This is a genomic window from Rheinheimera pacifica (genome assembly GCF_024809855.1).
GTDB lineage: Bacteria > Pseudomonadota > Gammaproteobacteria > Enterobacterales > Alteromonadaceae > Alishewanella > Alishewanella pacifica_A.
This window is the reverse complement of the sequence record NZ_JANUEM010000002.1, coordinates 204,895-219,701: the sequence shown is the minus strand read 5'-3', so window position 1 is coordinate 219,701 and position 14,807 is coordinate 204,895. Positions and strand designations below refer to the sequence as shown.

General features: G+C 50.4%; 10 protein-coding genes. 7 read left to right on the top strand and 3 right to left on the bottom strand.

Features of this window, described 5'->3' with window-relative positions:
- The first annotated feature begins 75 nt into the window (after positions 1 to 75).
- The 5 genes from M2404_RS03925 to argA all read left to right on the top strand — a co-directional run bounded on the left by M2404_RS03925 (position 76) and on the right by argA (position 9,695).
- Positions 76 to 2,424 (top strand): glycosyl hydrolase family 18 protein, encoded by a 2,349-nt coding sequence (locus M2404_RS03925; RefSeq protein WP_259238422.1) that lies wholly within the window; start codon positions 76 to 78, stop codon positions 2,422 to 2,424.
- A gap of 249 nt (positions 2,425 to 2,673) precedes the next feature.
- On the top strand, positions 2,674 to 3,888 hold the full coding sequence (locus M2404_RS03920) for a lytic polysaccharide monooxygenase (RefSeq protein ID WP_259238421.1): 1,215 nt from the start codon (positions 2,674 to 2,676) through the stop codon (positions 3,886 to 3,888).
- Positions 3,889 to 4,146: 258 nt separating this feature from the next.
- Complete coding sequence (locus M2404_RS03915) at positions 4,147 to 7,515, top strand: dockerin type I domain-containing protein (protein ID WP_259238420.1); 3,369 nt, start codon at positions 4,147 to 4,149, stop codon at positions 7,513 to 7,515.
- 70 nt (positions 7,516 to 7,585) lie between these two features.
- Positions 7,586 to 8,221, top strand: a complete 636-nt coding sequence (locus tag M2404_RS03910; RefSeq protein ID WP_259238419.1) for a hypothetical protein — start codon at positions 7,586 to 7,588, stop codon at positions 8,219 to 8,221.
- A 154-nt stretch (positions 8,222 to 8,375) separates the two neighbouring features.
- On the top strand, positions 8,376 to 9,695 hold the full coding sequence (gene argA / locus M2404_RS03905; RefSeq protein ID WP_215398646.1) for an amino-acid N-acetyltransferase: 1,320 nt from the start codon (positions 8,376 to 8,378) through the stop codon (positions 9,693 to 9,695).
- On the opposite strand, the gene M2404_RS03900 is transcribed toward argA, so the two are convergent.
- The gene (locus tag M2404_RS03900) at positions 9,696 to 10,766 is read right to left on the bottom strand and encodes a glycerol-3-phosphate dehydrogenase/oxidase (RefSeq protein ID WP_259238418.1); all 1,071 of its coding nucleotides are present in this window, start codon (positions 10,764 to 10,766) and stop codon (positions 9,696 to 9,698) included. It abuts the gene before it with no gap.
- Between the two features lie 167 nt (positions 10,767 to 10,933).
- On the opposite strand from M2404_RS03900, the gene M2404_RS03895 reads away from it, so the two are divergent.
- On the top strand, positions 10,934 to 12,232 hold the full coding sequence (locus M2404_RS03895) for a coiled-coil domain-containing protein (RefSeq protein ID WP_259238417.1): 1,299 nt from the start codon (positions 10,934 to 10,936) through the stop codon (positions 12,230 to 12,232).
- Here M2404_RS03895 and proB read toward each other — a convergent pair.
- Positions 12,229 to 13,332: a glutamate 5-kinase gene (gene proB, locus M2404_RS03890; protein WP_259238416.1), complete on the bottom strand. Its 1,104-nt coding sequence runs from the start codon at positions 13,330 to 13,332 to the stop codon at positions 12,229 to 12,231. The two genes, M2404_RS03895 and proB, sit on opposite strands and share 4 nt — an antisense overlap.
- Before the next feature lie 61 nt (positions 13,333 to 13,393).
- Entirely contained in the window at positions 13,394 to 13,912 is a 519-nt protein-coding gene (locus M2404_RS03885) for a DUF4124 domain-containing protein (RefSeq protein ID WP_259238415.1), read from the bottom strand.
- A 203-nt stretch (positions 13,913 to 14,115) separates the two neighbouring features.
- Between M2404_RS03885 and M2404_RS03880 the strand changes: the two genes are divergently transcribed.
- Positions 14,116 to 14,754, top strand: a complete 639-nt coding sequence (locus tag M2404_RS03880; protein WP_259238414.1) for a YiaD family glycine zipper/OmpA-like lipoprotein — start codon at positions 14,116 to 14,118, stop codon at positions 14,752 to 14,754.
- Positions 14,755 to 14,807 lie beyond the last annotated feature (53 nt).

Here is a 14,807-nt window from a genome sequence, read left to right as displayed (position 1 = left end):
TGTATTTACGGCGTGTTGGTGTGAGCAAGCTGGTTCGACCTGCAGCAACCTGCGGCATTTTCCGGGAATACCACAATGAAACAACCTATCTTACTGTCGCTGCTGGCACTGGTTAGCACAGCGGCATTTTCACAGCAAACGGATCATAACAACTGCCGGCCCGATGGCCTGTACCAAACCCCCGGCATTAATGTACCCTACTGCACGGTGTACGACACTTACGGCCGCGAAATAATCAGCCCTGATCATCCACGGCGCATTATTGGTTACTTTACCAGTTGGCGTCATGGCAAAAACGGCCAGCCAGCGTATTTAGCCTCAGATATTCCGTGGGATAAGATAACCCATATTAACTACGCTTTTGCCCATGTAAACGGCGCCAACCAAATTTCTGTAGGTAATACAGGTTCGCCTGACAATGCATCAACCGGTATGGAATGGCCCGGTATTACCGGCGCAGAGCTGGATCCAAACCTGTCTTATAAAGGCCACTTTAACCTGCTGCAAAAATACAAACAGCAGCACCCGCATGTAAAAACACTGATTTCGGTCGGCGGCTGGGCCGAAAGCGGCGGCTATTTTGATGACAACGGCGTTCGGGTTGCCAGCGGTGGTTTTTACAGCATGACCACCAACAGCGATTTAAGCATTAACACTCAGGGTATTAATACTTTTGCAGACTCGGCGGTAGCCTTTATCCGCCAGTATGGTTTTGACGGCGTGGATATAGACTACGAATACCCCACCAGTATGAATGACGCCGGTAACCCGGACGACTTTGCGCTGGCTAACAGCTTGCGTGGCGGCCTGATGCGCTCTTATGTCGAGCTGATGAAAGTGCTGCGGCAAAAACTGGATGCTGCCGGAGCTGCCGACGGTAAGCACTATCTGCTTACCATAGCTTCACCCTCATCCGGCTACCTGCTGCGTGGTATGGAAGCCTTTCAGGTAACCCAGTATCTGGATTACGTTAATATTATGACCTACGACCTGCACGGCGCCTGGAACCAGTTTGTTGGCCATAACGCAGCGCTGTTTGATACCGGCCAGGACGCTGAACTGGCAGCATGGAATTACTACAACACCAGCCAGTATCAGCAAATTGGTTACCTGAATACCGACTGGGCTTACCGTTACTTTCGCGGCACTATGCCGGCCGGTCGCATTAATATTGGTATTCCGTATTACAGTCGCGGCTGGAAAGATGTGCAGGGCGGCAGCTTTGGTTTATGGGGCACCGCAGCGCTACCAAACCAAAGCCAATGCCCGCCCGGCACCGGTGGCAGCACAGTAAGCCAGTGCGGTAATGGTGCCGTAGGTATTGATAATCTGTGGCACGACAAAAACACTCAGGGCAACGAGATGCCTGCAGGCTCTAACCCGCTATGGCACACCATGAACCTGGCCGAAGGTATCAGCGGCAGCTACTTCAGCCTGTATGATCTTGATCCGGCTAACCCTGAGCACCAGCTTAGCGGCAGTTACAGCCGCCACTATGATGCTACAGCCGTAGGCCCCTGGCTGTGGAATGCGCAAAAGCAGGTGTTTTTGTCGGTAGAAACCGAACAAAGCATCGGCACCAAAGCGCAGTATGTCATTGATAACGGCATTGGCGGTGTAATGTTTTGGGAACTTGCCGGTGATTACGATTGGGACGCAGCAAAAGGCGAGTACTTTATTGGCAATACACTGACATCGCTATTTTATAACAGCTTTAAAAATGCCAGCCCTTATAACGTAGTAAAAGCCGAACGCACCATGCCAACCCAGGCGGCAGATGTACGTTTAAGCATCAGTGATTTTAAGCTCGGCGATCAAAACTTCCCCATCAACCCCAAACTTACACTGACTAACCACAGCAACAGCACTATTCCCGGCGGTAGCAGTTTCAGCTTTGACGTGCCCACAGCAATACCCGATACCATCAGCGATCAAAGCGGTTTTGGTTTAACGGTGGTAGAAAGCGGCCGCAACGCCAGCGGCAATAATATCGGTGGCCTGCAAAATAACCTGCACCGGGTCGCGTTTAATCTGCCTGGCTACTTAAGTGTAGCCAGTGGCGAAAGCGTTACCGTTACGCTGAATTATCAGTTGCCTATGCCGATGCCGTCTAACTGGATCCTTAGCGCCAATGGTGACCACTATGCCTTTGCCGAAGAGTATCCGCAGTTGCCGGTTGTTAGCATCGGCAGTGGCGATGGCCCCGGTGACGGAGATGGCGACGGTAACGGCGAGAGTTGTGGCGGTATTACTGCCACTATTCACCCGTACCCGGCCTGGCCGCAACCCGACTGGGCCGGTAACCCCAGCCATGCTGTTAATGGTGATTACCTGTCTTATCAGGGCGGCGTTTACAAAGCTAACTGGTGGACAAACTCAGTGCCGGGCAGTGATGGCAGCTGGAGCTTTATTTGTAATTTATAAGCTGTTGCCAAGCGCAAAACGGTGAGTAGCAGACTTACCGCTTTTCCTTGCGAGGGTCGATGCCTTATCAGGGCGCCACAGAGTGTCTGAGTCCGCACGCCAGTGCGAACGACAAATTCGTCTGGAACGAATTTGAACAGCGAAGCTGGCCTGAAAGGGCGTGGGCAGGATGCTCACGCTAATTGCTGTGGCGAGCCTGAGAAGGTCTTCGACCCGGAGCGCCAAGCCTCATAACCAAGAGAAATCACTATGCAACCCAAACACTTACTCCCTACACTACTAACAACAAGCCTGCTATTTACCAGCCTGCAGGCCAGCAGCCATGGCTATGTCGACTACCCCAAAGCCCGCCAGCAAATTTGTAAAGACGACGGCGGCTACTGGTGGCCGGCTGATGGCAGCGGTATAGCTAATTCCGCCTGTCGCGCTGCTTACCAGCAATCGGGTGGCTATATGCTAACGCAGCACCATGAATTTTCGGCCAACGTTGCCGATTACCGCAATATGGCAGCAGTACAGGCCGTGGTCAGTGATGGCAGCCTGTGCGCCGGCGGCGACAGCCGCAAAAGTGGTATGGATATTCCATCGCCACACTGGCAGCGCACCAGCATTAACCTTGCACAAAGCAATGAGATCACACTGCGTTTTCGTGCCACCACACCACACAACCCCAGCTACTGGCAAATCTACCTGAGTAAACCCGGCTTCGACAGTGCCAGCGAAACACTCAGTTGGAACCAGTTACAGCTGATACACCAGCAAGCCGACGTGCCCGCCGAAGCCGGTTACTATAACCTTAATCTGCAACTACCTGCAGATCGCAGCGGCCTGGCCGTGCTTTACACCCGCTGGCAGCGGGTAGATGTGGTTGGCGAAGGCTTTTATAACTGCTCAGATATCGAATTAGTAAATGGCAACAGCGATACCCCGCCGGTGCTGTGGTTTGATAAAGGTGCTTTTGTTAACCTGCAAACACCGGCAGAAGTCGGCGGTTATGCTCAGCTACGGTTGTTTGATGCCAACGGGCAAGAACTGATAGACGAAAGCCGGCAGATCACCAACGCCAATATTGGCAATGCGCAATGGGCGACGGAGCTGGCCATGCAGGTAAACACTCAATACGGTAACCTGCTGCAAATTGGGGTGTTAAGCGGCGATAATGTCGTTTTTAGCAGCGATCTGGCAACTAACCGTGCCTATGTGCGGGATAACAGCAACTTTTATAACCTCGACCTGCGCCCGGCAGATAGCGGCGGCAATAACCCGCCTGGTAACTGCCCCGGTTACAACCTTAACAGTGTAAAAACTTACCCCGACTGGCCACAAGGCAACAGCCAGGGCCAGCCCGGACACGCCGCTGCAGGTGATCACCTTATCTACCAAAACGCACTGTATCAGGCCAATTGGTGGACCCAATCCATTCCCGGTAGCAACAGCAGCTGGACACAATTATGTAGCTGGTAAGCTGGCAGTATTGAGGCCGCCTGTGCGGCCTCAATTGTCAAAATATTTTACAACCTCTGTCACATTTACAATAAATCATAAATGTTAAACTAACACGCCATTGTTTTTACTATTGTAAATAATTGTGGTGCAGTTATTGCTTTGTTGGCGCTGTTGAATCAGCGGCCGGTGAGTCAAGGAGATGTTCTCTTACCGCCATTACATTGAGCAAAAGTTTGCCAGCGGTATTCAGCAAACCCGACTAACGGAAATCTAACGATGCTACACAAAACACTTGGCTTTATTGCCGTCTTATTCTCATCTACCGTCAGCTTTGCTGCCGACCAGCATACCCAAGATGGTGACATACGGGTAGAAACAGGAAATCAGTTCAACATATTATCCCGCTCCTCCCCTTTTGACCCGCCAGCTAACCATAGCTTCGTAGCAGATTCAGGGCCAGGTCTGGATACCGGTTGCACTTTCAACACCGATCCCGGACATCCACTGCTGATCGATGTAATGATTGACAAAGCTGTAGGCCCGGTCGATGCAAATGGTTATCTGCTAAATGCTGATGCTCTGATTGCTAAAGGGATAATTCCTTCTACTGTGGGTATTTTGATGCCTGCTTTTGACGTGGATGTTAACGGAGCACCACCACCGGAGCGCAATGAAGTGATATTTAACGGCCAATCGTTAGGTACCCTTACCGGCGATGATAATATCTGGATGCTGAACAACTTTAGCGTTGATATTCGGAGGATCAGATTCCCTGCACCGGGCAGTGGCGCCTCGCAAGCTAACCAGGTCCAAATTAATATCGACACCTTATCTAGTGGACGCTGGTGTACCTCAATTGACTGGGTCGCGCTGATCTTGGAAATTAAACCCGTTGTGGCGTTAAAACTAACACCGAGCAATAGCAATCCGGTATGGAAAGATAGTGCCACCCGGATAACCGACATTTTTGCCCAAAGCCTGGATGCTAATTGCAACCTGACAGACGATAGTAGTCCTGCAGCAGACAAACCTTTTTCAGCTGCCAGTGATGCCGCTCTGGTGGATGTGGATGCCCAGTTAAGCTCCTGTCCCAGCGATTTACTCAACGATGCACAGGTACAGGCGCAATGGGCAATTCAGGGCACGTCTAAGCAGGGTAGCGCATCCTGGACCGGCTCTGCCGGCACCGTGTCTATTGATGTGCCGGCCCAAATAGGAGCTTACAATGTCAGCTTTGACTATCAGGTGAATGGCGAGGCTTTGCCTACCGTTACCCGCACTTTGTACGTAACTAAACGCGCCCCTACCCTGGCCAAACCGCTGTCATACTGGTATGAGCAAGCGACTACCTGGGCCAGCGGCGAATCTGATGACCAGCAGATCCTGACCAAAGTATTGCAAGGAGTATACGGCTATGGCAACAGTCATTGGGAGTATGGCTATGGTGCACATGCCGGCCCATTTGGACCAGTAGTAAAATGTTCATGGACAGAGCTGATGGCCGACCCTATCAGTTGCAACTATTCAGACTGCTACGTATTCAGCGATGTGTTTGAAAATATGTCTGGTTTGTTGGGCGTCAGTGGACTTAGCCCGATCACGAAAGTTGGCAGCGCTGCAGATGGCCTTTTTATAACCAACGCGGCCCCCTCGCTCGACCCTGCCTTCCCCGGCAGTGCTAAACCGATAGGTGGTAGTTATGACCGGTATTTGTTCTCCACTCACAGCCTGCGCCTGCGCTCAGCCGTTTACTATGATGCCACCTTTAACGGCAGGTATAGTCAGGATGATGAATTTATTGCCTGGAATATCGACGGTGTGTCTGCCGATGGAAGAGGCCCGCATTATACTACGCAGGAAGGCGCAAAAATTTATCGTTATGCTCCGGCCATACCCAACAAGTACGAACAAGCCTGGGGGGCTTATGAATATCTGGCCCCGGTTCCTTTTGCTCCTGTGGTGCCACTCATAGATACCCCGCAACACGCCACAATGTCTGTACAAGCCGAAGCTGTATTTGAACCCCTAGATCAGGATAGCAACGATATGTTTGAGCAATTACAGGTCCGGCTGTCACTGGACTTCCCCGGCGCAGGCTTCTATTTCATTCAGGCATCGCTGACTAAAGATGGCTCACTGGTAGCCAACCGTACCAGTGATAATGATTCCAGACCGGTGAGTTTGTTTTTTGATGCGCCAGCAGCGGGTTCACATGAAATCAGCCTGCGTTTCTCCGGCCAGCAGATCCTCGAATCTGGTGTTGATGGCCCTTATGAACTCAATCTGCAGGCTGTAGGGCCTGGTGGTGTCCACTTTGCGGTATCTGCAGTGTCACCAATACTGGATCATCGCCTGTTTGGCGAGCGGCCGTTGTCTATACTGTCTGGAACCGATCAGGGTATTGATGTAGACGCCGACTCTCTGTTTGATTTGCTGCGTGTTCAGGTTGAGCTAAATGTTATGACAGCAGGCGAATATCAGGTTAAAGCCACACTGCTCGGTGCCGGCAACAGTGTGCAGAATATCCTGCTGCCTGTCACCCTGAGACAAGGCAGCCAAAGCCTTAGCCTGGATTTCTCCGGCGTGGCCATTTATCGCGCCCAAACGGACGGTCCTTTTGAGATTGCAATCAATATCGCCGATATGAATGATCGCACCGTAGCCAGCAAAACCCTGCTCAGCCAGCCCTATCAATATCTGCAGTTTGAAGGAGTGATCGAGTTCAGCGGCAACCTGCAGGCGCAGGGAATTGACAGCAATGGCAACGGCAGATTTGATCAGTTGCGGGTGGATATTCCGGTATTGAGCCGTACCATTGGTGACTTCAATATCAGAGCCACGCTCAGAGACAGCAGCGGCAATAAACTTTTGGTTGCTGAACAAAGTATCCGTTTTGACAACAGCAACCAGTTACTGCGCTTCCTGTTTGACGGTGCTGCTATATATAACTTGCAAATGGATGGTCCTTACACACTGACACTGATACTGGCTCAGACTGCCAACAACTATATATCTGATGTTGTTATTGTGCCGCAGACTACTCAAAGTTTCAGTTATGAAGAATTCGAAAATACCAGCCAGACATCACAATTGCGGCTTAATGGCAGCAACAGTGATCAGGGTATAGATACCAATGGCAACGGCCTGTTTGACAACCTGCGGGTAAACATCGGTATCGAGGTAGTACTGGCCGGCAATTATAACTGGACCGCCAGCTTGGTAGATGTTAATGGCAGGGTACTGTCTTTGGGCAGCAGTCAGGGCTTTCTGAATCAGGGTAATCAGTCATTAATCCTGAACTATCCCGGACACGCCATCGGTAGCAATGGCATAGCTGGGCCCTACACCGTTCGGGATCTACTGGTATTCAGTAATAACGGTGCCAATCTGGTGTCGACAGTCGGCGCCATCACCCAGGCGTATGCTGCCAACCAGTTTGAAGGTTATACCGGACAGGTCGAAGGCGATTTAGACGGTGATGGCGATGTCGACCGGCAAGATCTGGAATTATTGATGAGCCAGTTAAATCAACCCGTTAACGCTGGCAATGCCGCCATGGATTTGAATCGGGATGGCATTATCAACATCCTCGATGCACGCTTACTGAGGTTACGTTGCAGTCGTCCTCAATGTGCTGAGGAATGAACCTGATAAAGGAGCGGGGAAAATTAACACTTTCCCCGACATTTAAACTAACAAGGATAAGGATTAAAAAATGAGCATCAACCCAATAAAATTACTGCTAGGCTTGCTGATATTACTGGCATCTGGTTTTAGCCAGGCTGCACTTATCAGCATTGTTCCTTCACAAAGTTCTGTGCTACCCGGACAAAGCTTCGCTGTAGATATTGTGATTGACCAACTGGCTCCCGGCGGTGCGCCATCGCTGGGTGCTTTTGATCTGGTATTTACGTTTACAAGTGCGCGCCTGGGAGTGGATAGTACCGATGCAGATGCTGATGGTGTGCTGGATAACGTAATTATCGATCCGAGCGGCCAATTGGATTTATTCAATTTAGGTTTAAACATACTGGGAACTGAACTGCTGGCTCCGGGCCAACTACGAATTTTCGATTTGTCTTTTGACCTTCCCACTGATCTGAATAATTTTCAGGCCAATAGTTTTGTTCTTGCCAGCCTGACATTGATAGCACTAAGCCCCGGAAACGCAGATTTAACGATCAGCTTAAATGGCTTAGCCGATGGTTTGGGAAACGCGCTTAACAGTCAGATTATTAACGCTACAATGATGGTAGAAGGTACAGCTGCTATTTCAGAGCCTGCTACTTTGCTAATGATGTTGCTCAGCCTTGGTATCTTGATGGTTAGTATACGTCTTTCAAGGCCGTAACAGGCGAAGAATAAATATGCTTAAAAAGTAGATATACACCCACTAATCACCTAAAATGCCGACTTTGTCGCAGTTGCAGTTGGCATTTTGTCATCTTGCTGCCATCTTTAAGCCTTACACCTGTGTTGTCTTTTCAGAAGGAAGCCCCAAGCCCGTGCGTACTACTGAACTTGTTTCCGGTTTTCGTCAGTCTGCCCCTTATGTTAATGCTCACCGCGGCAAAACCTTTGTGGTAATGCTCGGTGGTGAAGCGATTAGCCAAAGTGGTTTTCGCAGCATTATTAACGACATTGCCCTGCTAAACAGCCTGGGTATTAAAATTGTGCTGGTGTATGGCGCAAGGCCACAAATTAATACAGCACTGCAACAGGCAGGTTTAGAGCCAACCTATCATAACCGCGTGCGGGTAACTGATGACGACTCGTTTAAGCTGATCAAACAAGTCGCCGGTGCGCTACAACTGGATATTACCGCCCGGCTATCGATGAGCTTAAGCAACACCCCCATGCAGGGCGCACAAATTAACGTGGTAAGCGGCAACTTTGTTATCGCCCAGCCACTGGGTGTCGATGAAGGTATCGACTATCACCACAGCGGCCGTGTACGCCGTATTGATGCAGCCGGTATCCGCCGCCAGTTGGATAACAACGGCATAGTGCTGATGGGGCCGATAGCCGCTTCGGTTACCGGTGAAAGTTTCAACCTTACCGCTGAAGATATAGCTACTCAGGTTGCGGTAAAACTAAAAGCCGACAAAATGATTGGCTTTAGTGAAATTGGCGGCATTGTTGGCGAAAATGGCGAGATAACGGCAGAGTTAATGCCAAACTACGCCGAAAAAATTATGCTGGATATGGAGCAAAAGCCCGATGCCTGCCCCGGCACACTGGCATTTTTGCATGCCGCTATTACTGCCTGCCGTGCGGGTGTACCGCGCTGCCACTTAGTTAGCTACGATGAAGACGGTGCCCTGCTGCAGGAGCTGTTCTCACGCGATGGTATCGGTACACAAATTGTAACTGAATCGGCAGAAAAGCTGCGGGCCGCAACTATTTCTGATATTGGCGGTATTCTGGATCTGATCCGGCCGCTGGAGCAACAAGGCCTGCTGGTGCGCCGCTCCCGCGAACAACTGGAAATGGAAATAAACCAGTTTACCTTAATTGAACGCGATGGTTTGGTGATTGGCTGTGCGGCGCTATATCCGTTTCCGGAAGAAAATGTCGGTGAATTTGCCTGCCTGGCGGTACACCCGGATTACCGTGATGCCGACCGCGGCAGCCTGTTGCTAAAAAGCATTATTCAGCAGGCGCGGCAACGTAAATACGACAAACTGTTTGCCCTGACCACCCGCAGCATTCACTGGTTTTTAGAACAGGGCTTTGAACTGTTAACGGTAGACGATTTACCAGCACAGAAAAAGCAGCTGTATAACTACCAACGCCGTTCAAAAATTCTGGCGATTACGCTGTAATCAGCCCGGCTGTTGTATCTGCGCGGCAACCTGCTTACCTAAGGCCCGCGCAGTAGTCCACTTACCACCCGACACGGTTAATAGCTGGCCCTGCCAGTTAAGCTGATATTCGCGGCTGGCTTTGCTGGCATTGGCCGTGCCGCCGAGTAAGGGCCGCACACCGGCAAAATCAGCCAGCACTGCACTGCGCTCACGTGCAGGTAAAAAGTAATGGTTATATACGCCCAATAAGTAATCGCGCTCGGCATCTGAGCATACGATGGGCTCATCCAATTGCTGACGCACTTCGGTAGTGCCCAGCAAGGTTTTACCCTGATACGGCAACACAAATACAATCCTCGCTTCGCCCGGCACCTCCAGCATATGGCCATAGCGGCTGATTGGCGGTAGCAATAAATGGCTACCGCGCACTAAATCCAGCGGCTGCTGCGGCAAGTCTGATTGTTGCAACAGTTGCTGGCTCCAGGGCCCGGCCACATTAACTATGCGGTCAAACTGCTGCCAGCCACTGCTTAGCAAAACCTTGCCTGTGGGGGTAACCTGTTGCACCGGGCTATGCTCAAAAATATGTACTCCGGCTTTGGTACATTGCTGCGCCATCCATAAGCCAAGTTTTTTATCGTCCATCTGACCATCAAAAAACAAATAAGCTCCGGTTAAACCTTCGCTGTTTAGTTGTGGTGAACAACGCAATGCCTGCGCAGCCGTTAACCAGCGATGGCGGCCAATACCCTTTCTGCCGGCAAAGGTGTCATACAACCACAGGCCTATTTTTAGTTGCCAGCGAGCCCGGTGCGAACTGTTATAAAGCGGGTATAAAATAGGCAGGCGGCGGGTTAGCTGCGGTGCTTTTTTAAGCCACCAACGCCGCTCCTGTAATGCTTCGTGCACCAGACGGAATTCCCCCTGCTCTAAATAACGCAGGCCGCCATGCAGCAGCTTTGAAGATGCCTGGCTGGTAGCCTGCATCAGGCCGTCACGCTCAAACAGGCTAACATCATGCCCGGCCAGTGCCAATTGCCAGGCACTGCTTAAGCCATTAATGCCACCACCTATTACTGCTACTTTCATATGTTATCCCCGCTTGATCTGGAGAAGCCTGCAACTGTTAACTACACTTTTCATGCGTGCCATAAAGCCTTACCAACCACTCCGGCAGCAGTCGCACTAACACAAACTCTCAGCACCAACAGTACCACCAGATGTACTGTATATCAGCATATTATGGAGCATACATTATGAGGAACTATCTTAAATGGCAGCTTATTTTGCTGTTTCTGATACAAGGCTGCAGCGACGCGCCCAATATCAAGGAGCAGTATGCCAAAGACCTGCCTGCACACTGGCAACTGGAAAGTTTTAAAATTGAGGCCGAAGAACAAAGAGGCACTAAGGTTGACCCTGTGTTCGAGTACCGCTTTATTGCCGAAGTATCACCCAAGGAGCATCTGCATCAGCGTGTTGGCCGCTTAATGGACACCGATATTGTCAGTGTTGTTGTGAAGAAAGGCACAGAAAGCAAACTACATGGCAAAGCCCACGCCAGAATGTACCAGGGCGAATGGCAGACGCAGTTTAATATGGAAAGCAGCCCACCCGCAGATGGCAGCCCGCTGTCTGCTTACAAAGATAAAGTCGTGGTGCAGGGCAGCAGCGATTATAAAAAGCTGATCAAAACTACCAGGCAGCAACTGGAAAAATTAGAACAACAGATCCTGCAGGACGATCAACGCTTCCAGCAAGGCCTGACTGAATATAATACGTTGTCACAAGAGCTGGCCGAAAAATCCCGTTTATCGTCCGAACAATTAAACAAGCAACAGCAAGATTACCAGCAGCAGCGTAACGTACTGTATAGCCAAAGCCGGGCGCAAAGCCAGGATGCGCAGCAGCAACTACAGGCGCAACGCCAGCAGCAAACCGGTGTATTTAAACAACAATACGACGCGGCAGTTGCCGAGGCAGATAAAGAGCACAGGCTAAAAACGGCTGAATTCAGCGCCGAGAAAACCAAGCTGCGGCAATGGCGCGACACTGAACGCACAGCAGCACGCAGCAGTAATAATGCGGAAGCAGAAGCCGCACGCAAAAGCATGGCCCGGGCCGACTACACTGTGCACAAAGCCAGGCTGGATGAACAATTACGCAGTAAAAACCAGGAAATTGAGCAAAGCTATAACCAGCAACTGGCTCAGGTTCAGGCCAGAGAGGCAGAACACAATAACAACCGGCGTGATAAACTGGCCGCCTTGAATACCGAGTATCGCAGCCAGGTTGACAATATCAGCCAGCAGCTTGCAGCCCAGGGCTCAGCCCAAAATGCCGAGCTTAACAGCAGCCAGAAACAACAGCAGGAAGATTTAGATAAAGTGCTGACGTCGGCACGTAATTCACATCAGGCCCTGCAAAACAACAACAATCAGCAACTAACAGCAAAGCGTCAGGAGCTAGACAAACTGCAACGCGACATGGCAGCTAACCGCAGCAGTTATGCCCAGCAGGCCCGAGTACTGCAACTGCTGGAGCCGGATACTTAAAGCAATACCAAATCATCGCGGTGCACTACTTCCTCACTCGGGCAATAACCGAGTAAATCCGCAATTTGCTGGCTGTGGGCACCGCAAATCCGCTTTAATTCAACAGCGCTGTACTGGCTGATGCCTTTTGCCAGTTGCTTGCCGCCGCTATCGCATAGCCAGATAGCATCGCCTTTATCAAAATCACCTTCAGCGGTAACAATGCCTTTGGCCAGCAGCGATGCCCCCTTGTGCAGCAGCGCCTGCACTGCACCGCTATCCAGCACAATACTGCCATGGCTTTTCAGGCTGTGCAGCAACCAGTGTTTTTTTGCACTGAGCCGGTCTTGCTGGCGCACAAATAAAGTACCGGCTTGCTCTCCTTTGAGTAAAGTCTCAAAACTTTCCGCCTTCTGGCCGTTAATAATCAGCGTATCTACCCCCAACCGGGTAGCTTTTTCTGCCGCCTGAATTTTGGTTACCATGCCGCCGGTACCAATGGCGTGGTGGCTACCACCGGCCATGGCATAAATACCGGCATCAACCCGCTCTACTCTGGGGATAAAACGCGCATCTGGCGTGGTTCTGGGGTTGGCGCTGTACAGGCCGTCGATATCCGAACAAATAATCAATACATCAGCATCAACCAGTACCGCCACCATAGCCGCCAGATTGTCGTTGTCGCCCACTTTCAGCTCGGCGGTGGCAACACTGTCGTTTTCATTTACTACCGGCAGCACCTGATTTGCCAGCAAAGTACGCAAGGTGTTATCGATATTAAGATAACGGCGCCTATCGGCCAGGTCATCGTGCGTCAGCAAAATCTGCGCGCAGCGAAAATCGAATAAATGGCTCCAGGTAGCCATCATCTGGGTTTGACCAACCGCGGCCATAGCCTGCTTAATATTAATAGGTAACGGATGGTGTGAGAAAGCAATGGCCGAGCGCCCGGCAGCCACACTGCCGGAAGACACCAGCACAACTTCAACGCCTTGCTGGCGGCATTCGCTGATAAAGCGGGCAATGGCGAGCAAATAACGGGTAGAACACCCTTTGGCATCGGGGGAAATCAGCGCACTGCCTACTTTGATCACAATGCGCCTCCAGGCTGAATTTAACATAGACACACCTTCACGCTGCTATAGTGCCAGCAGCTTAAAGTTCAGGCGTCTATATGTCTATTTAATTTTGTGCACGGGCCACTTGTACCTCACAGTTGCCGGGCAATAAATGGGTAAAACCACCATAGGCTGAAATAACCAGTTGCTCGTTTGTCAGCTTTCTTACCTGCCAGCTAACCTGGCCGCTGCCAAAGGCCGGGTGATCAATCACAAACGAGCCTGGAGTCTGGCGAATAGCATATCTGAAAGTGTCTTGCCGCTGGCCCTGACTAATATGCTGCACCATCTGGCGCTCACTGAAAATCCAGGTTTTGCGCATAGCGTTATCCAGTGTCACAGTACCGTCAAGTGCCACCGAGGTGCCAATTTCACACCAACTACCAGAAATCAGCTGATTAATATCCACCACCGGCTGCTCACCAAAGCGGATATCTACTTTTACTTCATTACCTCCACGGCAGGGCTCGCCCTGAAATACCACATCGCCGTTAGCTGCCGTACATTTATACACTTCAGCACTGGCATAAGGCACTACCAACATAGCAGCGAGCAACAAATATAAACGTATTATTATTGTCATGATTCAATCCCTTAAAGCACACCGGTAAACGGCATGCTGACAAAGTCCTGCTTACAATACTGAAAAAACCACCTAAAGTGAATCAAGCTTACATAAATATACAAAATAGCAACAAAACCTTTCTCATAGTTTCGTTATAGTTCAGCCCGAATTCAGTTGTCAGTACTATGCTAAACAGAATAATTTATCGGGAGTTTATTATTATGCGCCGTTCAGCTTTGTTAGTATCTTTATTATCTGCCAGCCTGGTGATGGCCGGTTGTGCATCTACAGAATATTCCAATACCGCCAAGGGTGCGGCTATAGGCGGTGTAGTGGGTGCCGTTGCAGGTAAAGCCACCGGTAACCATAAAGACAAACGTCTGGTAATTGGTGCTGCTGTAGGTGCTTTAGCCGGTGCAGCTGTCGGCAGCTATATGGACAATCAGGAAAAAGCGCTGAAAGAAGAATTAAGCGGCAGCGGGGTAAAAGTAGTACGCGATGGTGACAAATTACGCCTGGATATTCCTGCCCAGCTAACATTTGATATTAACCGCTCAGACATCCGCTCTAACCTGTTCCCGGTATTCAATGATATTGCCAAGGTACTGCGCGATTATGAAAAAACTATGCTGGTTATTGCCGGCCACACTGATGACACCGGCGCCTATCAATACAATATGACGCTATCGCAGGCGCGTGCAGACAGCGTTAAACAGTACCTGACAGCACAAAATGTGCAGGCTATCCGTATTGAAACCCAAGGCTATGGCCCAAGTTACCCAATAGTACCAAACACCTCTGAGGCTAACCGTGCCCTGAACCGCCGGGTAGAAATTCATATTGAGCCGATAGTGCAATAAGCATTACGCTTAAAACAAAAAAGCGGCCACAGCCGCTTTTTTGTTTTTATAGG

What these genes read in the sequence shown, in the direction of transcription:
- M2404_RS03925 (WP_259238422.1), top strand. Translation starts at nt 76, where the DNA reads ATGAAACAACCTATCTTACTGTCGCTGCTGGCACTGGTTAGCACAGCG.
- M2404_RS03880 (WP_259238414.1), top strand. Translation starts at nt 14,116, where the DNA reads ATGCGCCGTTCAGCTTTGTTAGTATCTTTATTATCTGCCAGCCTGGTG.
- M2404_RS03895 (WP_259238417.1), top strand. Translation starts at nt 10,934, where the DNA reads ATGAGGAACTATCTTAAATGGCAGCTTATTTTGCTGTTTCTGATACAA.
- M2404_RS03910 (WP_259238419.1), top strand. Translation starts at nt 7,586, where the DNA reads ATGAGCATCAACCCAATAAAATTACTGCTAGGCTTGCTGATATTACTG.
- M2404_RS03885 (WP_259238415.1), bottom strand. Translation starts at nt 13,912, where the DNA reads ATGACAATAATAATACGTTTATATTTGTTGCTCGCTGCTATGTTGGTA.
- proB (WP_259238416.1), bottom strand. Translation starts at nt 13,332, where the DNA reads ATGTTAAATTCAGCCTGGAGGCGCATTGTGATCAAAGTAGGCAGTGCG.
- M2404_RS03920 (WP_259238421.1), top strand. Translation starts at nt 2,674, where the DNA reads ATGCAACCCAAACACTTACTCCCTACACTACTAACAACAAGCCTGCTA.
- M2404_RS03915 (WP_259238420.1), top strand. Translation starts at nt 4,147, where the DNA reads ATGCTACACAAAACACTTGGCTTTATTGCCGTCTTATTCTCATCTACC.
- M2404_RS03900 (WP_259238418.1), bottom strand. Translation starts at nt 10,766, where the DNA reads ATGAAAGTAGCAGTAATAGGTGGTGGCATTAATGGCTTAAGCAGTGCC.